The 26093-nt window shown below is 72.6% G+C and carries 30 protein-coding genes and 1 pseudogene; 17 read left to right on the top strand and 14 right to left on the bottom strand.

Features of this window, described 5'->3' with window-relative positions:
* Nucleotides 1-24 precede the first annotated feature (24 nt).
* On the bottom strand, nucleotides 25-990 hold the full coding sequence (locus ACFYYJ_RS26230) for an endonuclease/exonuclease/phosphatase family protein (RefSeq protein WP_389135935.1): 966 nt from the start codon (nucleotides 988-990) through the stop codon (nucleotides 25-27).
* Between the two features lie 118 nt (nucleotides 991-1108).
* Between ACFYYJ_RS26230 and ACFYYJ_RS26225 the strand changes: the two genes are divergently transcribed.
* Complete coding sequence (locus ACFYYJ_RS26225) at nucleotides 1109-1612, top strand: FBP domain-containing protein (protein ID WP_385128569.1); 504 nt, start codon at nucleotides 1109-1111, stop codon at nucleotides 1610-1612.
* Nucleotides 1613-1637: 25 nt separating this feature from the next.
* Here ACFYYJ_RS26225 and ACFYYJ_RS26220 read toward each other — a convergent pair whose 3' ends face one another.
* The 3 genes from ACFYYJ_RS26220 to ACFYYJ_RS26210 form a co-directional block, all read right to left on the bottom strand.
* On the bottom strand, nucleotides 1638-2186 hold the full coding sequence (locus ACFYYJ_RS26220) for a hypothetical protein (protein ID WP_385365170.1): 549 nt from the start codon (nucleotides 2184-2186) through the stop codon (nucleotides 1638-1640).
* Nucleotides 2187-2254: 68 nt separating this feature from the next.
* Complete coding sequence (locus ACFYYJ_RS26215) at nucleotides 2255-3082, bottom strand: class I SAM-dependent methyltransferase (protein WP_389135932.1); 828 nt, start codon at nucleotides 3080-3082, stop codon at nucleotides 2255-2257.
* 122 nt (nucleotides 3083-3204) lie between these two features.
* Nucleotides 3205-4194 carry a DUF2625 family protein gene (locus ACFYYJ_RS26210; RefSeq protein ID WP_389135929.1) on the bottom strand — a complete coding sequence of 330 codons (990 nt, stop codon included), beginning with the start codon at nucleotides 4192-4194 and terminating at the stop codon, nucleotides 3205-3207.
* Between the two features lie 436 nt (nucleotides 4195-4630).
* Between ACFYYJ_RS26210 and ACFYYJ_RS26205 the strand changes: the two genes are divergently transcribed.
* The 4 genes from ACFYYJ_RS26205 (at nucleotide 4631) to ACFYYJ_RS26190 (ending at nucleotide 7427) form a co-directional block, all read left to right on the top strand.
* Nucleotides 4631-5059 carry a hypothetical protein gene (locus tag ACFYYJ_RS26205; RefSeq protein WP_389135927.1) on the top strand — a complete coding sequence of 143 codons (429 nt, stop codon included), beginning with the start codon at nucleotides 4631-4633 and terminating at the stop codon, nucleotides 5057-5059.
* Between the two features lie 113 nt (nucleotides 5060-5172).
* A complete protein-coding gene (locus ACFYYJ_RS26200) occupies nucleotides 5173-5448 on the top strand; it encodes a hypothetical protein (protein WP_384593626.1) in 276 nt (91 codons plus the stop codon).
* Nucleotides 5449-5616: 168 nt separating this feature from the next.
* Nucleotides 5617-6540 carry an ABC transporter ATP-binding protein gene (locus ACFYYJ_RS26195; RefSeq protein WP_389135923.1) on the top strand — a complete coding sequence of 308 codons (924 nt, stop codon included), beginning with the start codon at nucleotides 5617-5619 and terminating at the stop codon, nucleotides 6538-6540.
* Nucleotides 6537-7427: a hypothetical protein gene (locus tag ACFYYJ_RS26190; RefSeq protein ID WP_389135920.1), complete on the top strand. Its 891-nt coding sequence runs from the start codon at nucleotides 6537-6539 to the stop codon at nucleotides 7425-7427. The genes ACFYYJ_RS26195 and ACFYYJ_RS26190 overlap by 4 nt, the downstream gene beginning before the upstream one ends.
* Before the next feature lie 78 nt (nucleotides 7428-7505).
* Here the strand turns inward: ACFYYJ_RS26190 and ACFYYJ_RS26185 are convergent, their stop codons facing one another.
* The 5 genes from ACFYYJ_RS26185 to ACFYYJ_RS26165 form a co-directional block, all read right to left on the bottom strand.
* On the bottom strand, nucleotides 7506-10952 hold the full coding sequence (locus ACFYYJ_RS26185) for a hypothetical protein (RefSeq protein WP_389135918.1): 3447 nt from the start codon (nucleotides 10950-10952) through the stop codon (nucleotides 7506-7508).
* Nucleotides 10953-11084: 132 nt separating this feature from the next.
* Nucleotides 11085-12638: an alpha/beta hydrolase gene (locus tag ACFYYJ_RS26180; RefSeq protein ID WP_389135915.1), complete on the bottom strand. Its 1554-nt coding sequence runs from the start codon at nucleotides 12636-12638 to the stop codon at nucleotides 11085-11087.
* A gap of 407 nt (nucleotides 12639-13045) precedes the next feature.
* Nucleotides 13046-14911 carry an AMP-dependent synthetase/ligase gene (locus tag ACFYYJ_RS26175; protein ID WP_389135912.1) on the bottom strand — a complete coding sequence of 622 codons (1866 nt, stop codon included), beginning with the start codon at nucleotides 14909-14911 and terminating at the stop codon, nucleotides 13046-13048.
* A 140-nt stretch (nucleotides 14912-15051) separates the two neighbouring features.
* Entirely contained in the window at nucleotides 15052-15951 is a 900-nt protein-coding gene (locus ACFYYJ_RS26170) for a DUF1648 domain-containing protein (RefSeq protein WP_389135910.1), read from the bottom strand.
* Nucleotides 15952-16055: 104 nt separating this feature from the next.
* Complete coding sequence (locus ACFYYJ_RS26165) at nucleotides 16056-16403, bottom strand: GntR family transcriptional regulator (RefSeq protein WP_385365191.1); 348 nt, start codon at nucleotides 16401-16403, stop codon at nucleotides 16056-16058.
* Nucleotides 16404-16613: 210 nt separating this feature from the next.
* Between ACFYYJ_RS26165 and ACFYYJ_RS26160 the strand changes: the two genes are divergently transcribed.
* Nucleotides 16614-16985 carry an adenylyltransferase/cytidyltransferase family protein gene (locus ACFYYJ_RS26160; RefSeq protein ID WP_385365211.1) on the top strand — a complete coding sequence of 124 codons (372 nt, stop codon included), beginning with the start codon at nucleotides 16614-16616 and terminating at the stop codon, nucleotides 16983-16985.
* Nucleotides 16986-17038: 53 nt separating this feature from the next.
* Here the strand turns inward: ACFYYJ_RS26160 and ACFYYJ_RS26155 are convergent, their stop codons facing one another.
* A complete protein-coding gene (locus ACFYYJ_RS26155; RefSeq protein WP_389135908.1) occupies nucleotides 17039-17833 on the bottom strand; it encodes a helix-turn-helix domain-containing protein in 795 nt (264 codons plus the stop codon).
* 325 nt (nucleotides 17834-18158) lie between these two features.
* Nucleotides 18159-18497, bottom strand: a pseudogene (locus tag ACFYYJ_RS26150) (ATP-binding protein).
* A 223-nt stretch (nucleotides 18498-18720) separates the two neighbouring features.
* Between ACFYYJ_RS26150 and ACFYYJ_RS26145 the strand changes: the two are divergent.
* Genes ACFYYJ_RS26145 through ACFYYJ_RS26135 form a run of 3 tightly spaced genes read left to right on the top strand, consistent with a single transcriptional unit; the run spans nucleotide 18721 to nucleotide 19967 of the window.
* On the top strand, nucleotides 18721-19578 hold the full coding sequence (locus tag ACFYYJ_RS26145) for a helix-turn-helix domain-containing protein (protein ID WP_389135905.1): 858 nt from the start codon (nucleotides 18721-18723) through the stop codon (nucleotides 19576-19578).
* Complete coding sequence (locus tag ACFYYJ_RS26140) at nucleotides 19575-19766, top strand: DUF397 domain-containing protein (RefSeq protein ID WP_389135902.1); 192 nt, start codon at nucleotides 19575-19577, stop codon at nucleotides 19764-19766. The genes ACFYYJ_RS26145 and ACFYYJ_RS26140 overlap by 4 nt, the downstream gene beginning before the upstream one ends.
* A gap of 42 nt (nucleotides 19767-19808) precedes the next feature.
* Nucleotides 19809-19967, top strand: coding sequence for a hypothetical protein (locus ACFYYJ_RS26135; RefSeq protein ID WP_389135899.1), 159 nt, complete (start codon nucleotides 19809-19811; stop codon nucleotides 19965-19967).
* Between the two features lie 15 nt (nucleotides 19968-19982).
* On the opposite strand, the gene ACFYYJ_RS26130 is transcribed toward ACFYYJ_RS26135, so the two are convergent.
* Nucleotides 19983-20609 carry a hypothetical protein gene (locus ACFYYJ_RS26130; protein ID WP_389135897.1) on the bottom strand — a complete coding sequence of 209 codons (627 nt, stop codon included), beginning with the start codon at nucleotides 20607-20609 and terminating at the stop codon, nucleotides 19983-19985.
* 157 nt (nucleotides 20610-20766) lie between these two features.
* On the opposite strand from ACFYYJ_RS26130, the gene ACFYYJ_RS26125 reads away from it, so the two are divergent.
* Genes ACFYYJ_RS26125 through ACFYYJ_RS26090 form a run of 8 tightly spaced genes read left to right on the top strand, consistent with a single transcriptional unit; the run spans nucleotide 20767 to nucleotide 24489 of the window.
* On the top strand, nucleotides 20767-21216 hold the full coding sequence (locus ACFYYJ_RS26125; protein WP_385365200.1) for a hypothetical protein: 450 nt from the start codon (nucleotides 20767-20769) through the stop codon (nucleotides 21214-21216).
* The gene (locus ACFYYJ_RS26120) at nucleotides 21213-22601 is read left to right on the top strand and encodes a hypothetical protein (RefSeq protein ID WP_389135894.1); all 1389 of its coding nucleotides are present in this window, start codon (nucleotides 21213-21215) and stop codon (nucleotides 22599-22601) included. The genes ACFYYJ_RS26125 and ACFYYJ_RS26120 overlap by 4 nt, the downstream gene beginning before the upstream one ends.
* Nucleotides 22598-22909 carry a hypothetical protein gene (locus ACFYYJ_RS26115; protein ID WP_385365203.1) on the top strand — a complete coding sequence of 104 codons (312 nt, stop codon included), beginning with the start codon at nucleotides 22598-22600 and terminating at the stop codon, nucleotides 22907-22909. The genes ACFYYJ_RS26120 and ACFYYJ_RS26115 overlap by 4 nt, the downstream gene beginning before the upstream one ends.
* Nucleotides 22906-23220, top strand: coding sequence for a hypothetical protein (locus ACFYYJ_RS26110; protein WP_385127668.1), 315 nt, complete (start codon nucleotides 22906-22908; stop codon nucleotides 23218-23220). The genes ACFYYJ_RS26115 and ACFYYJ_RS26110 overlap by 4 nt, the downstream gene beginning before the upstream one ends.
* Before the next feature lie 3 nt (nucleotides 23221-23223).
* Nucleotides 23224-23544, top strand: a complete 321-nt coding sequence (locus ACFYYJ_RS26105) for a hypothetical protein (RefSeq protein ID WP_385127666.1) — start codon at nucleotides 23224-23226, stop codon at nucleotides 23542-23544.
* On the top strand, nucleotides 23517-23861 hold the full coding sequence (locus ACFYYJ_RS26100; RefSeq protein WP_389135891.1) for a hypothetical protein: 345 nt from the start codon (nucleotides 23517-23519) through the stop codon (nucleotides 23859-23861). The genes ACFYYJ_RS26105 and ACFYYJ_RS26100 overlap by 28 nt, the downstream gene beginning before the upstream one ends.
* Complete coding sequence (locus ACFYYJ_RS26095; RefSeq protein WP_385365207.1) at nucleotides 23858-24178, top strand: hypothetical protein; 321 nt, start codon at nucleotides 23858-23860, stop codon at nucleotides 24176-24178. Before ACFYYJ_RS26100 ends, ACFYYJ_RS26095 begins: the two co-directional genes overlap by 4 nt.
* On the top strand, nucleotides 24175-24489 hold the full coding sequence (locus ACFYYJ_RS26090; RefSeq protein WP_385127660.1) for a hypothetical protein: 315 nt from the start codon (nucleotides 24175-24177) through the stop codon (nucleotides 24487-24489). The genes ACFYYJ_RS26095 and ACFYYJ_RS26090 overlap by 4 nt, the downstream gene beginning before the upstream one ends.
* On the opposite strand, the gene ACFYYJ_RS26085 is transcribed toward ACFYYJ_RS26090, so the two are convergent.
* Together ACFYYJ_RS26085 and ACFYYJ_RS26080 are read right to left on the bottom strand one after the other, a co-directional pair.
* Nucleotides 24486-25676, bottom strand: a complete 1191-nt coding sequence (locus ACFYYJ_RS26085) for an MFS transporter (protein WP_389135888.1) — start codon at nucleotides 25674-25676, stop codon at nucleotides 24486-24488. The two genes, ACFYYJ_RS26090 and ACFYYJ_RS26085, sit on opposite strands and share 4 nt — an antisense overlap.
* A 161-nt stretch (nucleotides 25677-25837) precedes the next feature.
* Nucleotides 25838-26093 (bottom strand): hypothetical protein (locus ACFYYJ_RS26080; protein ID WP_389135886.1); only part of this gene is annotated, 256 nt, incomplete at its 5' end.

Genomic DNA, 26093 nt, shown 5'->3' with positions numbered 1-26093 from the left:
CGCGAAGGCCGGTGACGCGGGCGGCTACAGACGCAGGCGGGCCGCCACCGGAAGGTGGTCGCTCGGGGTCGCGGGGAGGGTCCAGGCCGAGAGCGGGGTCAGGTCCCGCACCAGGACCTGGTCGATGCGGGCCACCGGGAACGCCGCGGGCCAACTGAAGCCGAAGCCCGCCCCCGCCACGTCGTGCGCGGAGCGGAACCGCGACATCAGCGGGGCCACCGCGCGGTCCCCGGTGGTGCTGTTGAGGTCGCCCATCAGGAGGGTCCGCCCGCCCGGACCGTCCCGGACGGCCTCCGCGAGGCGCCGCGCGGCGGCGTTGCGGCGGGCCGTGTCGAAGCCCGAGCCGAGACGTACGCGCACGGACGGGAGGTGCGCCACGTACACGGTCAGCGGCCCCTGCGGGGTCTGCGCGGTGGTCCGCAGGGCACGGGTCCACTCCATGATCGGCACGGCCCGGGTGTCGGCGAGGGGGTACGTGGACCACAGCCCGACCGTGCCGCGCACCTCGTGGTACGGATACGCGCCCGCGAGCACCTCCGCGTACCGGCCGGCCGCGGGCTCGACGAGCTCCTCCAGCGCGATGAGCTGCGCCCCGGTGGCGGCGAGGGCGCGGGCGGTGCCGGCGGGGTCGGGGTTCTCGTCGTCGACGTTGTGCGTGACGACGGTCAGCGCGCCGCCGCCCGCGCCCCCCGCCCCGGCGTCGGCCCGGTCGGTGAGCGTGCCCGCGTGGAAGAGCCCCCAGACGAGCGCCGGCACCAGCACGGCCACCAGCGCGAGCCGTGACCTGCGCAGCAGGGCGAGCGCCCCGAGCCCGAGCACGACGATCCCGCTCCACGGCAGGAAGGTCTGCACGAAGCTGCCCGGGTTCCCGACCCGGTTCGGGATCCGGTCGGCGAACAGCATCAGCAGCGCGGTGAGCACCGCGAGCGCGGCGAGGACCCGTCCCGCCGACCGCTCCCGGGCCGGCCGCCCGTCGCCCTGCGCAGTCATCCACACCCCCCATCCGTGGACGCGTCGCGACCGCGCGCGGTTGCGACCGCCGGCGGCACCGGCACCGGACCCATATGGGGATGCGGCCGGCTCCGGCCGGAGATTAGGGTCGACTCCCGTGGAACCACTCAGCGAGAAACAGATCCGCTCGTCCTTCGTGAACTGCACCAAGGGCGAGGCCTCCCGCCTGCGCCTCCCGCTCGACTTCGCCGAGCTGCCCTGGGAGGACCTGGACTTCCTCGGCTGGGTGGATCCGGGCGCGCCCCTCAAGGCCCATCTCGTACTCCCCCGGCCGGACGGCCCGCTCGGCATCTCGCTCCGCGTGCCCTCGGTGAGCCGTACCAGCGCCGTGAAGTCCAGCCTCTGCCAGCTGTGCCTGACGGGCCACGCCTCCTCCGGCGTCACCCTGCTCGCCGCGCCCCTGGCGGGGGCCCGCGGCCGCGAGGGGAACACGGTCGGGGTGTACGTGTGCGCGGACCTCGCGTGTCCCCTCTACGTACGCGGGAAGCGGCAGCCGAAGCTGCGGACGACCCGGTACGAGGAGTCCCTGACGCTCGACGAGCGCCTGGAGCGGATGACGCTCAACCTGGACTCCTTCGCGGCCCGCGTCACCGCCGGATGACTCGGCAGGCCCCTCGGGAGCCTGCTCAGAAGACCGCGACGCCGATCGCGACCAGGATCCCGCACACCATGCCCAGCACGATGACGGCGACCATCCCGCCGAGCGCGGCGAAGAAGTAGACCTCCCCGTCACCCGGGGAGGCGCCGCGCGCGCAGGACACCAGCCAGCCCGCCACGGCGAGGAACGGCACGAGCAGCATCCCGGTGGCGGTGCCCGTGTCGAACACGGCGGTTCCCGACAGTTCGTAGGCACGCCCGCGCGCCGTACGGACCTCCACCCGGGCACCGTGCCGGTGCTTCCCGGCGGCCGATTCGATCACCATCTCGCGCGCCGGCCCGTCGGCCCGCCGCGGGACGTACCAGCCCGTGCAGTCGGTGCCCGTCGAGTAGCCGTCCTCGTCGGTCGCCTCATGGCACTCGTGGACCGTGACGACCCCGTCGACGGGCCCGAAGCCGAGGATGGCGGCCAGTTGCGGCCCGGGCAGCAGCCACACCAGCCACCCGGCGACCCCGAGGGAGACCACGGCGCCCAAGGCGGCCGCCGCCCGCCCCAACTTCCGTACGACAGCACGCACGGCGCCCCCCTCTCCCCTCCTGGCCGGATACCCAGGGCGGGGCGGGAGTAACGCCTCCCCGGCACCCGTCAGGCGATCGGAGACCGGGACCCGCCGGAGGCCCGCCTCCGCCCCTTAACCGCCCACGCGCGGGCGGTCAACGCGATCGACCCGTCCGCCCGCGACGGCACGGCCGCCCGGAGCGCCTCGCGCAGCCGCTCCCGCACGGCCGGCGCCGAGCCCGCCACGAACGCCGGGGCGGGCCCCTGACCGGCCAGGAACGGCACCCACAGATCCTCGAAGTCACCGAACACGGTGGCCACCTCGATCGGCGCGACGGCCACCTCGGTCAGCCCCGCCTCCGCCCACAGGGCACGCAACGGCTCCGGCCGGCACACCGGGAACCGGTGGGTCTCGTCCGCCTCCGCGGCGGACGGGTCCACCGCCACCGCGACCCGCCAGAAACGGCGCAGGAACTCCATGCCCTCCGCGTAGTCCCACACGTACGCGCCGACCAGCCCACCCGGCCGCACCACCCGGACCGCCTCCGCGAGCGCGGCGCCGGGCGCGGGAAGGAAGTTGAGCACGAGCCCGCTGCCCACGACGTCCCACCCGGCGTCCCGCACCGGCAGCGAAGCCGCCTCCCCCACGACGAACCGCGCGACCGCGGGTGCACCCGCCCGGGCCGAGGCGACGAAGCCCCCGGACGGGTCCACCCCCAGCACCGCCCGGGGCCGACACCGTTCGGCGACGACCCGGCTCAACGCCCCCGTACCGCAGCCCACGTCCAACCACCGCAGCCCGTCCGCGCAGCCGAGCCACGCCACGAACTTCTCGGCGACCGGCAGGCTCCACCGCCCCATGTACCGCTCGTAGGCGTCCCCGGCCACCCACACCCCGAACCGCTGCTCGTCCATGCCCCCACGATGCCCGGACCGGCCGAGCACCGACTGAAAACACGCGCACCCGGCGCGCCGCGCACCTCAAGCCTCAAGCCTCAGGCCTCACGCCGCACGCCGCGCGCCGCGCGCCGCGCGCCTCACACGATCCCGAGGAACCCCGGATCGACCCCGTCGAGCTGAAGGCACGACTCGCGTCCCGCCCCCACCAGCTCCCCCATGGGCACGGACCGACGGTCGGCCCCCCGCAGGTCCTGGCGCGCCTCGGCCGTCCACAACGGCGGGTAGAACGCGAACCCTTCAGTACGCCGCAGCCCGGCCACCTCCTCGCGCCACCCGGGCCACCGGACCCCCTCGTAGAACCCCTTGAGGTCCCCGCCGAGCACCCATGACAACCAAGCCGAATACCCGGCGCCGAGCGCCTCCCAGCGCAGCGCCTCGGGCGCGAAGTACACCACCTCGCCCGGCCCGCCGGGCCGCCCGTCCCCGGCGGGGTCGGCGCCGTTGAGCGCGAAGACCCCACCCAGCACGTCCTGAGCCACGACCAGCCCCGCGTCCGGCCGCCACGCGGGGTCGAACTCCGCAGGCATGCCGTTCACCTCGGCGAGGCCCGGCAGCCCAGCCGACTCGGCGTCATCCGGGCTCCCGAACACCCGCAGCCAGCCCCCGTCCACGAGCAGCCCACCGCAGTTGAGCACGAGCCCCCCGAGGTACGACCGAGCGGACACCTGCAACTGCCCGAGAACGGCCCGCCCCCGCTCGACATCACCCCCCAACACCTCAACCGGCACCACGGCACCGGCAACCTCCCCGAGCAGGACGGGCCAGGCAGGATCTTCGACTTCGATCAGTTCATGAAGCGCACGCATCCCGGCATCGTCGCAGGCCCACTTGAGGAGCGATGCGGTGGTGGGGGCTTGGGTTTGGCGGGGCCCCGGTCGGCAGTGAAAGGGGTTGGGGCGGACGACGGCCGGCTCGGCCGGGACGTCTTCGATCCTGCCTCCGAAGTGGCAGAGTTCCCCGCCCTCCAGCAGCGTCGTGAACTGGATCAGCTGCGCCGGCGGGGGCGCGAGCGGGAGGTAGAGGTTGGTGACCCTCGACGCCAGGCCGCGGGGCGGGCCCGGCGACATGACCGGAAGCGTCACGCCCGCCGGCCTGAGCGCTCATCAGCCGGTCATCAGGACCCTTCGGGGCAGTCTCCAGGCGTTCGTAATCCGCCGCCTCATCCCGGCCACAACAGACGGCTTCCGGCCAAGCAATGTAAAGGTAAAGCGAAGGCCCGCCCATAAACCCGCAGGTAGACGCGTTGAACCCGCACGCAGGCGAGGCGGGTTGGCCATTACGACAGTGGTCAAGTGATCGACTTGTGGGTAACGTGCACGTGTGCCCGGCACTCGAAGGATGAGATGACGAGCACACCGTCGAACCTCTCCCTGACCAGGAGCAGTACGGCGACGACCAAGTAATCGGGGGAAAGAAGTCCGCGGGTGACCATTCGGTTTCCACGCCTGTTCGGGTTGCCCACAAGGGCTTCCTCCCCCTTGCGACAACGCAAGGGAATTCCAAATGAATCGCAACACCCTGCGCATGGCGGCCGTTTCGGCCGTCGCAGCCATCGCCATCGGGGGCGGCGCCGGCCTGGCCCAGGCCTCCTCGACCTCCGTGGCGGTGCCCCAGTCCGTCTCGGCCACCCAGCAGGCCGAGGCGCAGCAGGCCGCCCGCGCCCTGCTCGCGAGCCCGCTCGCGGCTGAGCTGACCCCCGCCGAGCGCACCGAGATGAACCGGATCGTCGCCGGTGAGGCCTCGGCCGCGAGCAAGTGGAGCGCGATCCGCGCCGCCTTCAGCAAGGTCGGCGGCTTCGGCAAGGCCATCGGCGGCAAGTTCAGCGACTTCAAGAAGTGGTACGACGGCCTGTCGTGGTGGGTCCGGGCGCCTCTCGCGGCCGTCTCCCCGGGCCTGACGCTCCTTGAGATCTACAACGCCCTCCGCGGCTGATCGAGCCCCGAGGCCGATCGAGTGACGTCGGCCGGGCCGTCCGGGTTCCCCCGGGCGGCCCGGCCCCGCCATCACCCCAGAACAGAACGAAGAACGAAGACGGAGTACCCGGGATGACCGACGCCAAGTCCGCCCGAGCAGCCGGCGAAAGCGCATGGGCCCTGCCCCTGCTGACCCTCCTCCCGGTGGTGGTCCTCCGGTACCTCACCTCGCCCTCCACGCCGTGGCTCGTGATTTCCTGGGCGTTCTGCGCCCTGTCCGCGGTATTGCTGGCGGCGGGCTGGGTGACGGTGTTCCGCCACGGAATGCGCGGACCCAGCGCCTGGGTTACGTGCGTTCTCGCGCATGCCGCTCTCGCGGTACAAGTGATCTGGCTCGTACGGAATTGACGCGAAGTCATCGACGCGCAGTCGGGAATGACGCGCATTCGAGCCGAAATTGACGGACAAGCTCATCGGGGGAAGAAGCCCGCGGGTGACGACCCTTCGGTTTCCACGCCTGTTCAGGTCGTCGAGTGAGGACTTCCTCCCCCTTGCGATAACGCAGGGAGACCCTACATGAATCGCCACCCCGTCAATACGGTGGTCGAGGCGGAAGGTCTCGGCCGGTCCTTCGGCCCCAAGCGGGTCTTGGACGACGTCTCGTTGACCCTCCGCGCCGGCGAGGTGACCGGGTTCGTCGGCGCCAACGGCGCCGGCAAGTCCACCACCATCCAGCTGATGCTGGGCCTCCTGCACGGCGAGGGCAGCACCCGCTACCTCGGCCGCCCCCTGCACGCGTGGGGCGCTCCGGGGACGGTCGTCGGCGCGGTGCTCGGCGGGGTCGCCGGCCATCCCCGGCACCGCGTACGGACCCATCTGCGCATGGTGGCCGCCAGCAGCGCCGTGGACGACCGGCGGGTCGACGAGCTCCTGGCGGCCGTCGGCCTGACCGGGGCGGCCGGGTTGCGGCTGGACCAGCTGTCGCTCGGGATGTCCCAGCGGGTCGCCATCGCGCAGGCCCTGCTGGGGGATCCGCCCGTACTGATCCTGGACGAGCCGGCGAACGGGCTCGACCCGCATTCGATCCGGTGGCTGCGGGAGTTCCTGCGCGGGCAGGCCGAGGAGGGCGGTCGGGCCGTCCTGGTGTCCAGCCACTTCCTCGGGGAGATGGAGCAGTTGGCCGACCGGGTGGTGGTGCTCTCGCGCGGCCGGGTCGTCGCGGCCTCCGCCATGGCGGAGCTGCTGGAACGGGCCGCCGACCGGCGGGTGGTGACCGTGGAGTCGCCGGACCTGCCGGGGCTCGCCGGGCTCGTCGCGGCGGCCGGTGGCCGGCTCGACCCCACGGGTGGGCGGAGCGCGCGCGTCACCGGCCTGGACCGGGTCCGGATCGGCACCCTGGCCGCCGAGAACCGGCTGCCGCTGTACTGGCTGCACGAGGCGGGACCCTCCCTGGAGGAGTTCTACCTGGGCATCGCGGAAGAGGAGTTCAAGATCTCGTGAGGTCTCCGACCGCCGACCCGGCGCCCGTCGACACGGCACCCCTCACCCCCGTGCCCCGCGTCGAGGCCTTCCGTCGGGCCTGCCGCTACGAGTGGCGCCATCTCGCCGGGCTGCGTTCCACGTGGGTACTGCTCGGCGTCGCGGCGGTGCTGAGCCTGTTCACCGGGATCACGGTCCTGCTCGACGTCGACGCGGGCGAGCCGCCCATCGGCGCGGCCGCCGTGGCCGACGTCGTCACCTGGGCACCGCTGGCCACGCAGGTCCCCGCCCTGTGCTTCTTCCTGCTCGTCCTCGGCACCGGCCCCGTCTCCACCGACCTCGTGCGCGGGGCCGCCCGTACGACGTGGCTGGCGGTCAACGGGCGCGGTACCGCCTACGCCGCCAAGTGCCTGGTCGGCTTCCTCGTGGGGGCCGTCACGGCCACGGCCAGTGCGCTGCTCGGCTCCCTGTCCTCCGCCCTCGCGCTGGCCGCGTCCGGTGCGGCGCAGCCCGAGTGGGGCCGGGTGGCGGTGCCCGCCCTGCGGTTCGGCCTGTGGATGGGCTGCTGGGCTTTGCTCTGCCTCGCGCTGGTGTCCCTGATCCGCAGCCGGATCATCCCGGTGCTGTTCCTGTGCATGTGGCCGCTGATCGTCGAGCGGCTGCTGGGCGGGCTGCTGGGCCGGATCCCGGGGCTGGACGGGATCGGCGGGCTGCTGCCGTTCGCGGCCGGCCGGGCGATGCTGACCGACGCGTCCGCGTACCCGGCGGACGACCGGCCGTTCGCCCGCGCGCTGGTGGGCTCCGACCTCGCCACGGTGCCGGCGACGGGCCTGTTCTGCCTCTACACCGTGCTGGTCGCGGCGGCGGGCTGCTGGGCCTACTGCCGCCGGGACGCCACGTCGGGCTGACGCCGGCCGGGCACGACGCCGGGGCCGTACCGGATCGCGTCGGGCGGGTGGCGGCCCGACGCGATCCGTTGCGCGGGCTCAGCCCTGACCCATGACCGCGGCGTACGCCGCGTCGCGCACCTCCTGTTCGGAATGGTCGCGGAGCGCGAGGACGGCCTCGCGGCAGGGTTGGGTCCAGCCCTGGCGCATACCGAGGGCGTGCGCGAGGGCGACCGCGAGCAGGCCTTCGGCGAGGCCGTCGCCCAGGGCTGCGACGGCCTCGAACACGGGCCCCGGGGTCTCCAGCGGGTCCCCGTACCGGTGGCGTTCGTGCAGGTAACGGGCCGTCTGCCCGGCGAGCACGGGACGCCCCTCGACGGTGCGCGCGATCTCGCGCAGGGCCTCCGCGAGGTCCTGGGCGGACCCGGGCGCGGTGAGGTCGACGCTCTCGGCGAGGAGTGCGGCCCTCATGGGCGTCAGCGCCGGCACGCCCGCCAGGTGACGGGCCAGGGGGCCGCTCAGACCGGACCCGCCGTACACGGACTGGGTCAGGGCCTCCAGGCACCGCCGGGCCGGCAGATCGGCCCCCGGCCGGCCGTGGGCGTCCCGGGACTCCTCCTCGCCGGAGGTGACGATCTCCACGAGGTGGGTGACGACCCCGTGCAGCACGCTGCCCGGCTCCGCACCGCCCACCGGATGGGGCAGGTCGGACAGGGCGACGGCGCGAAGGCTGCCGTGGGCACGGCGCACGATGTCCCAGTGGGCCGAAGGGTCGGTGCACAGATCGCCCAGGATCCCCGCGGCCTCCGGCGCGTAGCGGGCCCAGACCGCCAGGGCGGACACCGCCTCGGCGGCCACCTCACTGTTCGGGGCGACCGCGAGCCGGGCGACCAGCGTCCCGTACCGGAAGCGGTGGGGTGCGGGGACTCCGAGGGGCGTGCGCTCCAGGAACGCCTTCTGCGCCCCGGAGGGGCCGTGGGCGACCACCCGCTCCACCAACTCCACCGCACCGGGCGCCGGGAGCAGCGGCACCGCCAGACCGGCGACGGCGATCTGCACGTCGGGGTGGCTGCGGGGGTCCCTCACCACCGCGGCGAGGAGCTCGGCGGCGGCTTCCGGCGGCAGGTGCAAGGCCGCCAGGCGGGCGGCCGACTTGCGGACGGTCACCTTCACCCCGCTCTCGCGGGTCAGCAGGTCGCGCAGCAGGGCGGCGAGCAGGCCGGGGCGTACGCGGTCCGCGACGCGTCCCGCCGCGGCCCACGCGGTCGCCGCGCCGTCCGTGCCCGCGTGGTCGAGCAGGGTCGTGAGGGCGTCGTCGGGGACCGTGCCGTGGCCCGATGCCTCCAGTGCGGCACGCGCGAACACCGGCGGGACCGCTTCGCCTTCGGGCTGCCCGGAGGGCAGGTACTCCCGGACGAGGGCGGGTCCGTGTTCCGGTACGGAGGCCACGGCTCGCAGCAGTTTCGCCCGCTCGTCCAAGCTCCGGGAATCGTCGGCGAGGGCCGCCCGGACGAGCCCGACCGCCGCTTCCTGCTGCCGGGGCGTCCACCGGTCGGCGTACCGGAGGTCGGGCAGTTCGCGCGGCGCACCCTGCGGCGGAAAACGGCCCGGGGGCGGCGTCGCGACGAGGGCGCGGTCCAGGAGGTCCGTCCGCCGGGCGGCCAGTACGGCGAGTACGGGCGCGGTGAACACCGCCGACGGCTCCCGGTCCAGCAGCTCGGCCACGCGTTCGCCGCGCTCGGACGGGCTGCCGCTCAGCCACAGGGCGGCCACCCGGGGAAAGTCCCCGTCCGAGCAGGTACGCAGGGTGCGGGCGATCCGGTCCTGGAGCCCGGGGAGTCGTTGTGCCCGGCGCCCGAAGGCCTCCGCCACTTCGATCAGGGGCCCGGCGTCACCCCGGACGGCGGCCCGGTCCAGCCACGGCAGGAGCCCTTCGAGGACGGCGCTGTCCCGACCCGCGGGCAGGGTGCGGTTCGGCGCGCCGAGGTTCAGGGTGCCGGTGTGGGCGGTGAGCGCCTCGATGATGCGGACGGCGGCTGCCGCGGCGAACCCGTCCGCCTCGCCCGCCTCGCCCGCCCGTCCGAGGAGTTTCAGCGCGAGGTCGCCCACCATCCACCGGGTGATGTCCGAGCAGTCCCTGGCGCCGAGTGCGTCGCGGCACAGCCGTTCCAGCGGCCCTGCCGTCGGCCCGGCTCCCGCCACCGCGGCGGCCAACAGCCCGCCGGGCAGGTTCCCGAAGTCCTCCAGCACGGACCAGCGCACCGGGTCCCGGTCGTTGGCCACCCGGGCCGCCGCCAGGGTCATGACCTCGGCCACGACCCCGCCGTCCCCGCTGCGGCCGGCGTTGTGGATGAGCGAGGTCCAGAGCGACTCCCGCTCTTCGGCGTCGGCGCCGGTGAGTGCCGCGAGCAGCTGCGGCCGGGCCTGGTCGGGCGGCAGGAGGGCGATCGTCCACCAGATGTCCCAGTCCGATCCGCCTTCGGCGCGGAGCTCCTCGATCCTCGCGGTGGCCTCGGCGTACAGCTGGGGCACGGGCAGCGCGGCGCGTACGCGGTCGCGCAGCACGGCCCTGCCGCGGTGCGGGAGGTGCGCGGCGACGGCCGTGGCGAACGCGTCGCGGCGGGCCGGCGGCATCAGGTCGAGCAGGGCGGTGAAGGCTTGGCGGTTGAACCACCGGGCGGCGTACCGGGGCAGCGACGGCGGGTCGGCGTCGACGAGTTGCCGCAGGACCCGCCGGCTCGGGGTCGGCTCCCATCGGGCGGTGCTGCGCTCGGGGGCGGCGAGCCACCGCGTGATGCGCTCGGCGTTCGCCGCGACGAGGTCGCCCAGCCGGTCGTACACCGGTCCCGGCAGCCGGCTGGGGCCGTGGCGTTCCAGCAGTTCGAGGACGCGTTCCGGGGCGGCGGGCAGGGCGGCCCCGATGCCCGTGGCGTGCCGTGTCCACCAGGTGTCGCGGTGCCAACCACGCAGGGTGGCGAGTTCGCGTTCGGCGTGGTCGAGCAAGGCCAGGGGGTGGCGCAGGCCCAGCCGTCCCCAGCCCTCGAAGGGCACCGCCGCGGCGAGCTCCGGCAGCATCCGCGCCGCGAACTCCGAGGAGCAGCCGGGCAGCAGGCGGGCCGCGTCCCGGTCGCCGTACGCGGTGCGCAGGCGCGGCACGAGCCGCTCGGCGAGCGCCGACCGGCTCCCCTCGCCCTCGCACAGCAGTCGTGCCAGGTCGCCGCGGACCACGGCCGGGGCGTCGTCGTAGGCCGTCTCGACGGCCCGGTCGGGCACGGGCAGCCGTCGGGCGCCGCGGAGCGCGTAGCGGCGTACGACGGGATCGGGATCGGCGAGCCGGGCCGCCAGGTGGGGTACGTCGCCGCCGACCAGCGCGGCCAGGGCGGCGAGCCGGCGCCCGTACGGGCCGTGGGCCTCCAAGTCGACCAGTAGCGGCCGGAGTTCGCCGCGGTCGGCGAGGCGGCGGGCGGTGACGGCGGTGAGGCGGAGCCGGGCGGGGTGCGGGAGCGGGGCCACGGCGGCGAGCAGCTGCTCGGCGGTATCGATCATCGCCGCCCATTCTGCGCGCGGCCCCCACGAAGACCCACCGATTTTCCCCACCCGCCCGCCCACCTCCCGGGGCTCCGCCCCGGACGACGCGCCTCAGACGCCGGCGGGGCCGCAATCGCCTGCGGGCCGGTTTCATTCCCCGGCGGGGCAGGCCCGCGTCCCGGACGGCAGCCGGCCGTCGACGAGGAAGCGGTCCACGTACTCCTGCACGCACTTCGACGACGAGTAGCCGGTGTGCCCGTCGCCCTTGAAGTCCACGATCACCGCCGAGCCGAGACGTTTCGCCGTCTCCTCCGTCCACTCGTACGGCGTGGCCGGGTCGCCGCGGGTGCCGACGAGGAGCATCCGCGGGGCGCCGGGATGGTCGATCCTGCGGATGAAGTCGGTGCCGGCGGGGCGTCCGTAGCAGGAGAGTACGGTCGCCAGCTGGTTCGGCCCGAATATCTTCGACGCCTCCAGGAACTCGCCCCGGAGCCCCTTCTGGATCTCCACCAGTGCCCTCGCGGTGGCGGCCTGCGAACCCTTGGTCTTCAGCCGGTCGGGGTCGTCGGCGCAGTTCACCGCGATGAGCGCGGACGCCGCGTTGTCGGCGGGCACGGCACCGGGTCCGGTGCCGGCACCGGTGTCGCCGTCGCCGCCGCCACCGCCCGGGACGACGTCCATCGGGCCGCCGAGCTGGAGCAGTCCGACCGGGTCGTGGTCGCGTTCGGCCTGGGCGAGTGCCTCGGCGAGGTCGGGCCACATGGCCTTCGAGTACAGGGCGGCGCCGATCGCGGCGACCGCGTCCTGCCCGGTCACGGGCGAGCCGTCGTCGCCGATCAGCGGCTCCAGGTCGAGCCGTTCGACGAGCGCGGCGACCTTCTCCTTCGCGGTGCGGGTGTTGGTCCCGTAGACGCAGCCGGGCCGGTGGGCGCACCAGGTGAGGAAGTTGTCGAGGGCCCGCTGCTGGCCGCGCGCCGATACGAGGGCCTGCTCGGCGAGCGGTTCGCCGAGGGTGTCGACGCCGTCGAGCACCATGCGGCCGGTCTTGTCGGGGAACTGCGCGGCGTACACGGCGCCGAGCCGGGTCCCGTAGGAGAAGCCGAGGAAGTTCAGCTTGTCCTCGCCGAGGGCCTGGCGCATCCGGTCCATGTCGCGGGAGACGTTGACGGTCCCGATGTACGGGAGCACGGGCCCGGAAGCCCGTTCGCACCGCCGGACCTCGGCGCGCAGGGCGGCGAGCTGGGCGGTGGCCGTCTCGGCGGTCTCGACGGTCTCCTCCCCCTTTCCCTGGGCTCCGCCACAGGAGACGGGATCGCTGTGGCCGACGCCGCGGGGGTCGAAGGCGACCAGGTCGTAACGCTTGCCGAGCTCGGCGAAGGCCTTGGGGTCGGCGGCGAGGTTGGCGATGCCGGGGGCGCCGGGGCCGCCGTAGTTGAGCACGAGGGAGCCGAGGCGCCGGTGGGGCTCGGCGGCGGGTATCCGGGCGAGGGCGAGGCGGACGTGGCCCTTGTGCCGGCCCGTGTAGTCGAGCGGGACGTCGAGGGTCGCGCAGCGCATTTCCTTGGGGACGCGCGATTCGGGGCACGCGCCCCAGCGGAGGTCTTGGCGGGCGGGGGCTGCGCCGAGTGCGGCTGCCAGCACCAGTACGCCGAGTGCGGCGGTTGCGGTGGTTGCAGCGGTACGGGTGCGGGTGGTGCGGGGCACGAAACCCTCCTCCGGGCGGCCCCCCGGGCCCACGATAGGCGCGCCCCAGCCCGGCGGCACGTCCACCGGCGCCCCCGGGTGACCGCTGCGCGGAGCCCGTCCCCTACCCGCCCTTCCACCGTTCCCCGGGGCTCCGCCCCGGACCCCGCGCCTCAAACGCCGGCGGGGCTGGATTTTCCAGCCCCGCCGGCGTTTGAGGCAACGCCGGAGGCAAATCCAGCCCGTCCGGCGTTTGAGGACCGGGGGTCCGGGGGCGGAGCCCCCGACCTTCCAGCCCCGCCGGCGTTTGAGGCGCGGGGTCCGGGGCGGAGCCCCGTGCACTCGGCCCGCACCCGACCGCCTCGCGGTCCACGGCGGAGCCCCGTGCGCTCGGCCCGCGCCCGCCCGCCCGCCCGCCGCGCCGTGAGCTACCGGTACAGGTCCTCGATCCGATCCGCGAAGTCCCGCGCGACAGCCATCCGCTTCAGCTTCAGCGACGGCGTCAAGTGCCCCCGCCCCTCCGTGAACTCCCCCGGCAGCACCGCGAACCGTCGGATCGATTCCGCCCGCGACACCAGCTGGTTCGCGTCGTCCACCGCCCGCTGGAGGTCCGCCAGCAGTTGTTCGTCCTGCACCAGCACCCGCATCGGCACGTCCTGCTTCTTGTGCATCTGCCGCCAGTGCGCCAGCCCGTCCGGCTCCAGGGTGATCAGCGCGGTGACGTACGGCCGATTGTCTCCGACCACCATGCACTGGCCGACCAGCGGGTGGGCCCGGAGCCAGTCCTCCAGGGGGGCCGGGGCCACGTTCTTGCCGCCCGAGGTGATGATCACGTCCTTCTTGCGGCCGGTGATGGAGAGGTACCCGTCCGCGTCGAGCTCCCCGATGTCCCCGGTCGGCAGCCAACTGCCGTACGGGACGCCCTGCCCGCTGTTCCAGTAGCCCGCGAAGACGTGCCGCCCGCCCAGCAGCACCTCCCCGTCGTCCGCGATCCGCACCGAGGTGCCCGGCAGCGGCCAGCCCACCGTGCCGAGTCGGGGCCGCTGGGGCGGGCTGACGGTGCTGGCGCCGGTCGTCTCCGTGAGCCCGTACCCCTCGAAGACCTCGATCCCGGCCCCGGTGTAGAAGGCGGCGAGCCGCCGCCCCAGCGGGGAGCCGCCGCTCAGCACGTACCGCACGCGCCCGCCGAGCGCGGCCCGGATCCGCCGGTAGACCAGCGGGTCGTACAGCGCCCGCGCCGCCCTCATCCCCAGCCCCGGCGCCTTGCCCTTCCCGGTCCCCTCCACCGACTCGCCGAAGCTGCGCGCGATCCGGGCGGCCCGGTCGAAGGAGGAGGCCCGCCCCATCTTCTCGGCGGTCGCGCGGGCCGTGTTGTAGACCTTCTCCAGGACGTAGGGGATGGCGAGCAGGAACGTCGGCCGGAAGCCCGCGAGGTCCTCCAGCAGGTCCTCGGTACGGATGCTCGGAGCGTGCCCCAGCTTCACCCGCGCCCGCATGCAGCCGATGGCGACCATCCGTCCGAAGATGTGCGACAGCGGGAGGAAGAGCAGCGTGGACGCCGGGTCGCTGCTCACCGACCTGAAGACGGGGTGCAGCAGTTCCACCGCGTTGTCGACCTCGGCGAAGAAGTTCGCGTGGGTGATCACGCATCCCTTGGGCTGTCCGGTGGTGCCGGAGGTGTAGACGAGCGTCGCGACGGATTCCGGCGTACGGGCCATCAGCCGCTCGTGCACCACCTGGTCGGGCAGGTGCTCGCCGGCCTTGACGAGCCGTCCCACGGCGCCCGTGTCGAGTGCCCACAGGTGCGTCAGCCAGGGCAGGGCGCTGCGTTCCATGCTGATCATGCGGCCCTGCGCGGTGTCCTCGACGGCGCACGCGACGGCGCCGGAGTCCTGGATGATCCAGCGGGCCTGGATGGCGGACGAGGTCGGGTAGATCGGTACGGTGACCAGCCCCGCGGCCCAGCCGGCGAAGTCGAGCAGGGTCCACTCGTAGGTCGTACGGGCCATGATGGCGAGCCGGTCGCCCTCGCGCAGCCCCTCCGCGATCAGGCCCTTGGCGACGGCGAGCACCTCGGCCGCGAACTCGGCGGCGGTGACGTCGCGCCAGGTCCCGTCCGGCTCCTTGCGGGCGAGTACCGCCTCGCCGGGGGCCTGGCGGGCGTTCTCGAACGGTATGTCCCCGAGGGACCCCCGCTCCGGCACGGCGGCGAGCGCGGGCACGTACACCTCGCGCACGACCCCGTCGACCACGGTCTTGACGGGCTCGACCAGCTTCGGCTCGGCGGCGTCCAAGGCGTGTCCTCCTGGGTCAGTCAGGTGTTACCGCCGGTAATCTAGGCATGGCGCACCGCTGACGGCCACCCCTCTGCACGGCTCCTTTCCACACCCCCCACATCGGCCCACACCGCCCACACCACGCACATCGCCCCTCATCACGGTCGCGTCGGCCGGCCGCCCAGGGAGTTCAGGAGGGCGGCGCCGCGCTCGGCGTCGTCCACGCTCACCGCGAAGTCCTTGCCCTTGGAGCGGACGACCAGGCACTCGCCGCCGCGCAGCATCACGGTCGTACCGAGCCCGTTCAGCCGGTACCCCCAGCCGCCGACCCGCGCGGCCGTACGCTCCTCCACCCATGCCGACTCGATGTCCTCGGCGGCCCAGCGGCGTACGGGCAGGCCGAGCGGCCCGAAGGCGACTTCCAGGCCCCGCCCGGTGACGCGGGCCCGCACGGAGGAGAAGGCGAGGGTCAGCAGGGAGGCGAGGGCGAAGGGCGCGACGAGCAGCCACTCCGACCCCATCAGGCCGCCCAGCCCGGCGAGCGCGCCCGCGACGGCCACCAGTCCGGCGACGGCCGCGATCAGCTGGAGCCACGCGTTGGACGCCCGGGACAGCCATACGAGGCGCTCCCCGCTCGGGATGTCCATGCTGGGCCCGACGACCGCGGGCCCCCGCGACCCGACCGCGCCCCGTCGCCCCACCAGCACTCCCCCGAGAGCGGCCAACGCTGCCGCCACGAACACGACGACGACCCAGCCGGTCGCCGACTCGGCCTGCCGCCAGTCCTCGTGGTCCAGGTTCGCCCGGACGATCGACGCCTGCGCACCGGCCAGGAGCACGCCGCCCGAGAGCAGCGAACCGGCCACCCAGCCCCGCGCCGCTCCCCCGGTCCGCCGCGCCGCGATCGCGACGGCGAGCACGAGGACGGCCCATATCAGCGCCGGGAACAGCGCCGCGGCCCAGAGCGGCATGGACCCGTCGGGCGGTCCGGAGAGCCCGCCCCAATGGGTGGCCACCCGCTCCGGAAGCCGTCCGCTCGCGGCCAGGGGCATGGCCACGAGTAACGCCGCCGTCCCGACGCCCCAGGCACCAACACCCCACGCCGCCCCGCTCGTTCCGTTCGTTCCGTTCGTTCCGTTCGTTCCACCGGAAGCTCGGTAGCTCACGGCACCTCCCTGATCATCTCCATGAGGTCGGCCTTGCTGTAACCCATCCGCGCACCGTCGGCGACGAGTTCGCGCAGGCGCTCCATCAGCACCGACCGCCCGTCCGCACCGCCGGCCACCGTCACCCCGCGGCCCCGCCGGAACTCCAGCAGGCCTTCGTCGCGCAACGTGCGCAGCGCCCGCAGAACGGTGTTGGCGTTGACGCCGAGCGCCTGCGCCAGGTCACGGGCGGGCGGGATGCGGTCGCCGGGGCCGCATTCCCCTTCGGCGATGGCGCGCCGGATCGCGCCCGCGACCTGCTCGTGCAGCGGGCGGGTGTCCGCGGTGTTCAGCTTCAGCAACATGATGCCAATGAAGCTAGCACCATCCACATCAAGTGACCACGGGCCACGGGCCGGCCGTGGACAGTCGCGACACCCCGGGCCCGCCCTGATCTACCATCGGGCCGCCCCGCCGCAACCGGGTCAAACTGCACAGCTGCAAGGGGTTCCGTGTCTCGCATCATCGGCTACGCGTCCGGTGTCTTCGATCTCTTCCATGTCGGGCACCTCAACATGCTCCGCCGGGCCCGCACCCACTGCGACCACCTCGTCGCCGGGGTGCTCCTCGACGAGGTGGCCGCGCACAAGGGGGGCGCCCCGGTGGTCCCGTTCGACGAGCGGCTGGAGATCGTACGGTCCGTGCGGTACGTCGACGAGGTCGTCGCCGACACCTCTCTCGACAAGCTGGACGCGTGGCGGAAGGTCGGCTTCCACCGCCTGTTCAAGGGCGACGACTGGCACGGCACCGAGCGCGGGGCGCAGTGGGAGCGGGACTTCGAGGCGGTGGGCGTGGAGGTCGTGTACCTCCCGTACACGGCCCACGTCTCCAGCAGCACGCTGCGACGGGAGTTGGATCTGCTGGTCGATCAGGGCGGGCGGGGGTAGGGCGGGCGGTCCGCCCCCTTTCGGACGCGCCCCGCTCGCTTTCCCCCATTGGGTCAGGCCGCCGCGCTCGCCGCCGGTGGGCAGGCGCCGCAGCGCCCTGGGGTCGGGGAGCGGAAGGCTCGGTCGCAGCCGTCGCAGTTCTGGAGGGGGTGCGGGCGGGGTCTGGCCTGCTTGCCGCTCGTCGGGGCCGCCGGCAGGTGGGGCGGGAGCAGCGCGTTCAGCCTGTACGCCAGTACGGAGGCCGGGTTGCGCATCGGCTCGGGGAGGTTCCCCGACAGGGTCTGCCCGATGGCCACGGGATCGGCCCCGCGCTCCAGCCAGGCCGACATCCCGGGCGCGAGCCGTGCCACGTCCCGCTCGGACAGCAGCAGCCGGGGATCGTGCCGCCGCAGCCCTGCGAGCAGGTCGGCGGCCTGCGGATGCACGGGCTGCGGGGCCGGTGGCGAGGCGGGGGCTGGGGCTGGGGCTGGGGCGATGGCCACCTGCGGCTCCGGCGCGGGCTCCGGCGCGGGCTCCGGCACCGGCACCGGCACCGGCACCGGCACGGGCTCACGCTCCGGCGGCGGCGGTGGCGGCGGCGGGCCGCCCGCAGCGGCCCCCGGCTTGTTGTACGAGTACGTCCGCGTCACCACCCGCCCCGACGCCAGCCGCTCGCGCCGCCGCTCCAGGTAGCCGTGCCGCTCCAGCTCCCGCAGGGCCGACCCGATGCGGATCTCGCCCTCCGGGAACCACTCGGCGAGCGCCTTCACGCCGACCGGGGACCCCTCGGGCAGCGACTGGATGTACGCACCGATCCCGATCGCCGTCGCCGAGAGCCGGCGGTGCTGGAGGAGGTGGTTGCCGACCACGGTGAAGTGACTCGTGTGCGGCGAGTTGACGTGGATGACACCGGATCGAGCGGTCCCGGCGTGAACTCGGGACGAGGCGCGCGAAGGCGCGCTAGGGTGCTGGAGAGCCATAAGGAAGCTGTTGTCTTCCTGCTTGGTCAGGCCCTCGACCGGGATGCCAGTCCCGCCGGGGGCCGTCTCATGTCTGCTGTTGTCGGGCCGAGCATATGCCCGGCAACCGGCCCGAAATCCAGTCCAGTTGGCCCGATTCACCCGACCGAGGGACTCGAACCGGTGGGGTTGGGTTGGTTGGTTTTTTCTCCCGGTTCTTTGAAGCCTTATGCGTCTAAGCACGCCGGGTAGCGGGCCCCCGGGACACGGTGTTCAGCGACACCTCCGCCCACACCACCTTGCAGGGAAGCGGCCCTTCCCTTACGCCCCAACGGTCCGCGAGCGCTTCGACCAGCAGGAGCCCCCGCCCCGGGTCGCGGATCTCTGGGATCCGGTCACCCCGGGTGTCCATCACCTAGATGAGGAGCGTGCCGGAGGTGACGCTGAGAGCCATCCGGAAGTCCCTCCCGGCGACCCGGCCGTGGGTCACGGCGTTGGTGGCGAGTTCGGCGATGATCTGGGCCGGCACCTCCAAGGGAAGCCCCCAGGCACGCAGTTGCTCGATGGCGAGCATGCGGCCGAGTCGGGCGCCGCGCGGCGTCGAGGACAGCTGGACGTGGAAATCGGCGAGTTGAAGAATCACGTCACTCAGCGTGGCGATGCGTGCGTACCGTGAGAAGTGACAACGCCCTTGCGTCCGGCTTTTGTCCGGCCGCTGTCCGATGCTGTCGCGGCTGTCCTGCACAAGCCCTGGGAACGGAGCGTTGAGGAGTTCGGTCCGGCGGAGGTGGGTGCGCATGAGCGTGGAAAGTGACGGCACGGAAGACGCGGGCTGGGACGTCGATCCCGACGACGAGCAGGGAGTGGCGGTCTTGGCCGCGCTCGGCCGCCAGCTCAAGGTATGGCGCGAGGAGAGGGGGGTCAGGGCCGCCGACCTGGGTACACAGATCGGTTACGGAGAGGACCTCGTTCGGAAAGTCGAGGCGGGTAAGCGGATCCCCCGCCCCGAGTACCTGGACAAGGTGGACGAGGCCCTGCGGGCCGGCGGGAAGATCGTCGCGATGAAGATGGACATGGAGCAGGTCCGCTACCCGAAGAAGGTGCGGGATCTGGCGAAGCTGGAGCGCCAAGCGGTTGAGATCAGCGTCTACAGCACGCACGCCGTACACGGGCTCCTCCAGACAGCGGAGCACGCACGGGCCCTCTTCGAAATGCGACAGCCTGCGTACTCGCAGGACGAGGTGGAGCGGTATACAGCCGCACGGGTCGCTCGTCAGTCCGTCTTCAGCCGGACGCCCGCCCCTGCAATCAGCTTCGTCCACGAAGCTTCGGCATTGTGCCGTCCCATCGGGGGCACAATGGTGTGGCGCAATCAGCTCGAACGACTCTTGGAGCTCGGCCAGTTGCGGCATGTTTCCCTCCAGGTCATGCCGAACAGTCGAGAAGCACACCCCGGTATGGACGGCGGCATCGAGATCCTGAAGTTCGGGGATGGCACTGCCGTGGGACGCTCCGAAGGGGCATTCAATGGACGCCCGGTTTCCGACCCGAAGCAGCTCCGAATCCTTGACCTGCGCTATGGCATCATCCGGGCTGAGGCTCTCACGCCTCGGGAGTCGCGGGCCTTCATCGAGGAACTGCTGGGAGAAACATGATCCACCACCCCGAGTTGGACTGGTTCAAGAGCAGCTACAGCAGCGGCAGCGAGGGCGACTCCTGCGTCGAGGTGGCCGCCGCCCCCACCGCCGTCCTGGTCCGGGACTCGAAGGACATCCACCTCCCCCACCTCACTGTCGGCCGCCACGCGTGGACCGGATTCGTGGCCCACGCGTCCGCCGGCTGAGAAGGTCGTGCGTTCCCCGCCGCGGCGGGGAACCGGAGGAACATGAGAATCAGGCGTGCGACCTGGAACCGCTTCCTGGGGCATCCCGCCGCTCAGTTCGCGATCGTCGCGGTACTGGTGCTGATCCTTTTCGAGCTGGTCGCCCTCGGGGTTTCGGCCTTCCTCGACGCGATCTTCGGCCGTGCCCCGACGGCCCACTGACCGCGCCGACGACCCTCAAGCCCGCGTGCAGACGTGCACCGACTCGCTCTTGTGCCCGTTGTCGTGGACGATCCGCAGGACGTTGTTCTTGTAGGTCACCGCCAGCGTCTGCCCGTCGACCATGCCGTGTGAGCCCGGCGGCTTCCACGGCAGGGTCAGCGAGGCGTTGTCCTCCACCGTCCCCGGGACCGTCAGTGCCTCGCCGCCGCTCAGCTTCGTCATCTCCTTGCCGCCCGCGAAGAGCTGGTAGCTCAGGTGACCGCCGCGCAGCAGCCACTGTCCGTTCCACGTGACCGACTTGCCGCCCTCGTCCCAGACGATGGTGAAGCCGCCGTTGCCACCGGGCGGGGCCATCACCGTGGCCGTGCCGTGGACCGTCTTGCCGCCCGGCGTGGTCGACTCCAGCTTCCAGGTGCCCCCGATGAACGCGTCGAAGGCCCGGGCGATCGGAGACGGGGACGCGGGGGGCGACGACGGGTCCGGGGCCGGAGCCCCCGAGGACGCCCCCTGCGCAGGGGTCGCGCCCCCGCCCTTGCCCCCGCACGCCGCGACCAGCGAGCCGGCGACCCCGATCGCCAGGTAGCGCAATGCGTTGCGCCGCCCGATGATCTGCGCCGCCGCGCGTATCTCCCGTACCGCCATCTACCCTCCGAACAAGCCCAGTTGATCAACGAGCGTCGACTATAGGGCCTCTGTCGAATGTCGTTGCGGAACCATAAGATCCCCGTTCCACGTCTCCAGGCATGGACATGACCATCCGATTCATGTCATGTCCGGGCACCAACTCTCCAGGGGATACATGTCGTTCGACGAAGAATGGGCCGGGCACAAGGCGGCCGCCCTGACCGGGCAATCGCAGTCGCCCGCCATGCGGCTCAATCACGTGGCGCCCGAGGCGGGCGGCGGAGGCAGCGCGGCCGGGACCCTGGTGGCCGGTGCCTCGTCCATCAACGGCAACGCCAACCTCCTCATCGAGATCGCCGCGCTCCTGCACGAGGGCCGCCCGGACGGCGACGCGAGCACGATGGCCCGCGCACCCCGCGCGCACGAGGACGTATCCAAGGCCGCCCTCGGCTTCGCCCGCTTCGCCGACGACCAGTTCCAGGACACGATCGCCCTGTTCGCGGGCCTGGCCACACGCCTGAAGACCACCGGCACCAGCTTCGCCCAGGTCGACGACGGCACTGCCCGGTCCTTCCTCGACAACCTCCTCGAATCGGGCCAGTACGTACCACCGGAGTGCAAGTGAGCGGGCTCAGCCACCACAAGGACGTCGCGTTCCTGGAGGAGGCGAACCCGCCCCTCGTCGACCGCAACGCAGCCGAGTTCCGGCGGCTGCGCGACCTTCTCGTGCAGGTCGAGGAACCCGCCCGGCGCGCGGAGACGCGTACGGAGTGGCACAGCGACGGCAGCCACACGTACACCAAGCGCCTCACCGAGGCGCGTCAACTGGTGGCGGAGATGGCCGAGGGGTACGACAAGGCCGCCAGTGCCCTGAACGCCTACGCCGCCGCCCTCAACACCGCCAAGACCCACTACCGCGACGGCAAGCGCTCGGAGCGGGCGCTCGCCGCGCTGATCGGCACGAAGGGCACCGCGATCACGAAGACCGCGCAGGAGGCGGAGCCCATGCGGCAGTGGGAGGACATGAGGGCCACGACCGGCGTCATGGACTTCTTCGCCGAGCTCACCATGGACGTGGACGACATCCGGGACGAGGCGAACCGGCTCCACGACGCCGCCGGCGGCAGCTTCGACCTGGCGAAGACGGTCGAGCAGGAGGCGCGCAGCACCTGCGTGCACGCGCTGAAGCAGGCGTACGAGCTGTTGCCCGAGTTCAAGCTGTCGGGCGACGGCAAGCGGCCGGACCTGTACGCGGCGATGGCGGACATCCGCCGGGAGGCGGCGGAGGCCGCGGCAAGCCCTCTCACCCACCTGCCGGGCAGCGCTCCGAAGCGGGAGGTGACGGGGCCGCTGGGCAACACCGCAATGTCACCGGAGCTGCGGGACATACGGATGCGGGTCGCCGGATTGCCCGAAGCGGTGGACATGTACTGGGACCCGAAGGACAGCGATCAGGAGAAGGCGGAGTGGATCGCCGCCAACAAGTGGGTTCTCCGTTACGCCGCCGAGCACGCCGGGGTACCCGAGGCGTTGGTGGCGGGCATCGCGTGGAAGGAGATCCCGGGGCAGCCCGGGTGGTTTGACGACGGCATCGACACGGTCCGACAGTGGGCCGAGTCCCCTCTGAGTCCCGTCCTCCCCGAGAACCTGCCCAGCAGGGCGGGCGGAACGCCCGACGAGACCTCTTTCGGTCCGATTGCCATCCAGCTCCGCCGGGGCGCCGAGGTGCTCGGCTACGATCCGGCTCACCTCACCGAGGAGCAACGTGCCTTGGTGGAAGAGTCGCTTCAGGATCCTGCGCAGAATGCCTTCATCGCAGCAGGCTTCCTCGCCCAGATCAAGGCGGAGGCAGGTTACGGCGACATCCCGCCGGAGCAATTGACCGACAACCAGATGCAGGAGATCGCCGCCCGCTACAACGGTGGACCGTACTGGGAGTCGGACAAGCCCCAGTACTACGGTCAGGACTTCAGAAACAACCTCGGCAAGATCAAGGACGCAATGCGATGACAGAAGCCATCGAACTGCCAAAGAAGGGTCGATGGCTGAACTGGGTACTGGCCGTCCCCCTCGGTCTCCTCCACCTGATGAACGCCGTCTGCGTGTACGCCGTCCTGCGCTATCCACCACAAGGCGAATGGGACCACCAGGGGTACGCCGGGACAGCCACGTTTTGTCTCTTCTCCATCTGCCTGAGCGTGATCACGGTCCTGATCACGCTCATCCCGCCCGTCCGCCGGGCCATGGGCCCCTGGTGGTTCGCCCCGCCCGTCATCCTGGGGGTGATCTCGTGGGTGCGTATCGCAACGCTCGAATGAGGCTGCCGCGCGAGAACATCGACCTGCCCGAGGACCAGGGGTGCCTGCGGTGGGTGCTGGGCGTGCCGCTCGGGCTGCTCTACGCGCCCGCCGCCTACTTCTGCTACCTGGCTCTGGTATCGCGGCCGAGTCCGCGCGATGACCCGTTGCGTTCGGACATGCAGTACCTCGCCTACTTCACCATCATCCTCTGCGCCATCGGCCTGCTGCTCACCCTCACCCCGGTGTTCCGCCGAACCATGGGCAAGTGGTGGTACATCCTGCCGCTGCTGCTTGCTGCCGTCGCGTACGTCCGATCGGTCACGATCTGATCGATGACGGACAGCATCAAGAGCATCGACTCGTACAGGAAGCGTCCATGGGTGCGCTGGGCGGCCGGAATCCCTCTCGGGCTCCTGCATGCGCTGAACGCCGCGACCGTGTACGCCATCGTCTCTGCCGGACCGGCAGGCGAGTGGGACGACGCGGGCTACGCCGGTACTGCGGCGGGCGCCCTCCTCGCCATCGTGCTCAGCGTGATCGGGGTCCTCATCACGCTCATCCCACCGGTCCGCCGGGCCCTCGGCCTGTGGTGGCTCCTCCCGCCCGTCGCCCTGGGGGTGATCGCATGGGTGCGTATCGCGACGCTCGACTGAGGCTGCCGCGCGAGAACATCGACCTGCCCGAGGACCAAGGGTGCCTGCGCTGGGTCCTCGGCGTCCCGCTCGGGATCATCCACCTGCTCAACGCCGTCGCCGTGGTCGGGGCCCTGTTCGCCGGACCGCAGGGCGAGTGGGACCACCAGGGCTACGAAGGCGTCAGCGCGATGTGCTTCGTCTCCCTGTGCCTGACCGCACTGGGCCTGCTCATCACCCTCATCCCGCCCATCCGCAGGGCCACGGGCCCCTGGTGGCTCGCCCCGCCCGTCATCCTGGGGGTGATCGCATGGGTGCGGATCGCAACGCTCGAATGAGACTCGCCCGCGAGAGCATCGACCTGCCCGAGGATCGGGGCTGCCTCCAATGGGTGCTCGGGATACCCCTCGGGCTCCTCAACGCGTTCAATGGCCTCCTTGTCTACTCGGCCGTGCGCTACGGGCCACAGGCGGAATGGGACGACCAGGGGTACGCGGGGACAACCGCAGCCTGTCTCTTCGCCCTCATGTCGAGCGTGCTCGCTCTGCTGATCACCCTCGTCCCGACCTTCCGCCGCACCCTGGGTCCGTGGTGGCTCGCCCCGCCGATCGTCCTGGGCGTGATCGCATGGGTGCGTATGGCAACGCTCGAATGAGGCTCCGACGCGAGAACATCGACCTGCCCGAGGACCAGGGGTGCCTGCGGTGGGTGCTGGGCGTGCCGCTCGCGCTCCTCTACCTGCCGGCCGTGTACTTCTGCGTGCTCCTGCTGATCGCCGAGGTACACCCGGACGACGACCGGATGCGCGCCGACGTCCAGGCGGGCGCCTGCGCCGTGGGTGCCATCTGCCTGGTCGGGCTGCTCGTCTCCCTGGCCCCGGTGTACCGCCGGACCATGGGCAAGTGGTGGTACATCCTGCCGCTGCTGCTCGCCGCCGTCGCGTACGTCCGGTCGCTGACGGTCTAGGTACGGGCCAGGCCCGGCGTCGGTCGGTCGGCGGTCGGCAGCAGGGCCAGCGCCAGCGCCGTGAAGGCCGCCGCGGCCGCGAAGAGCGGGGTGTAGCCGTGGCCCGCGATCAGGGCGCCGGCCAGCGGCGGGACGAGGACCACCGCGGCGTGCTGCCCCATCCCGTGCACCCCCAGGGCGCGGCCCGCCCAGTCGGTGCCCGCGTACTCGGCGACCGCCGTGTTGTGCAGGCCGTTGGTGCTGACCGTCAGGCCGGACGCCAGCAGCAGGGCCGCCGTGCCGGCCGGCGAGTCCCACGCGGCGCCTGCGGTGAGCAGCGCCAGGTCCACCACGGTGGCCGCGGCCAGCAGCCGCATCGGCCGGACCCGGCTGGCCAGGGCGTCGGACCACCAGCCGGCCAGCAGTCGCACGCCCGCGCCGGCCAGGTTGGCCGCGGCCAGTACGGTGCCGGCGGTCGCGGCCGACCAGCCGCGCACCTCGGTCAGGAACAGCAACGAGAAGCCCGTCACCACGAACTGCGGTACGCACAGCACGGCGGCGGCCCCGTGCAGCCTCCACAGGTAGCCGCCCCGGTACGGGCCGGGGGCCCGCTCGCCCGACGGCCGTTCGGGCCGCGCCGGGTCGGTGGCGAACACGGCGATCGCCGCACCCGTGACCCCGCACAGCACCGCGCAGAATCCGAAGGCCGCGGACAGACCGCCATGGTGGGCGAGCGACGGCAGCACGGCGGCGGCCAGCGCGGTGCCGAGCGGCTGCGAGGCCTGCCGTACGCCCATCGCGACGCCCCGCCGGCCGGGCGGGAACCACCCGATGACCAGCCGCCCCGAAGCCGAGTTGACGGAGGAACCCGCCGCGCCGGCGAGAACGAGCAGCGCACCCTGCGCCCGCGCCCCCGGCACGGCGGCGGCCAGGCCGATCGCCCCGGCGGCCGCCAGCAGCCCGGCCGACAGCGCCAGGCGCTCCCCGTACCGGTCGGCGACCACTCCCCACCCGATCAGCCCCAGCAGGATCCCGATGATCGGGCAGGAGACGAGGAGACCGGCGCCCACCAGCGAGAGCCCGAGCTCCTCCCGGAACGCGGGGAGCAGGTAGGGCAGCCCGTAGAGCACCGTCGTACTGGCGGTCTGGCCGCCGGTGCCCAGAGCGAGCATCAGCCAACTGCGTCGCGGTATCCCCACCTCACCCATGACGGCACCCTAGTAAGCGTGTCGACTGGTGAGACGATCAATTTCATATTCCGAGATGGCGAGTGGTGTGCCGCGATGGTCACCCAGGACCGCAGACACGCCGCAGCCCCCGCCCGGACGGGGCGGGGGCTGCGGTGATGGTGGTGGTGCGGTCTGCGGCGTTACGTCGTGTAGTAGCCCGCCACGTCGGCGATCAGGTGGACCGAGCCCGCGTGGTTGTAGAAGCTCACCTTCCCGTTCACCACGGGGACGACCACCAGGTTCGGGATCGTCTGGCCCGCCGTGAAGTTGAGGTTCGACGCACCGTTGCGGACCGTTCCTGCGGGGAACACCGACACGAAGCTGCCCGCCGTCGGCTCGGTCGCCGTCACGTTCAGGACCACCGCCGTCACACCCGTCGACGGGATACCGGCCGCG

The sequence above is a fragment of the Streptomyces sp. NPDC002467 genome (assembly GCF_042889825.1).
Taxonomy (GTDB): Bacteria; Actinomycetota; Actinomycetes; order Streptomycetales; family Streptomycetaceae; genus Streptomyces.
The sequence above is the reverse complement of the archived record's forward strand: the minus strand, read 5'-3'. Positions and strand labels throughout refer to the sequence as shown.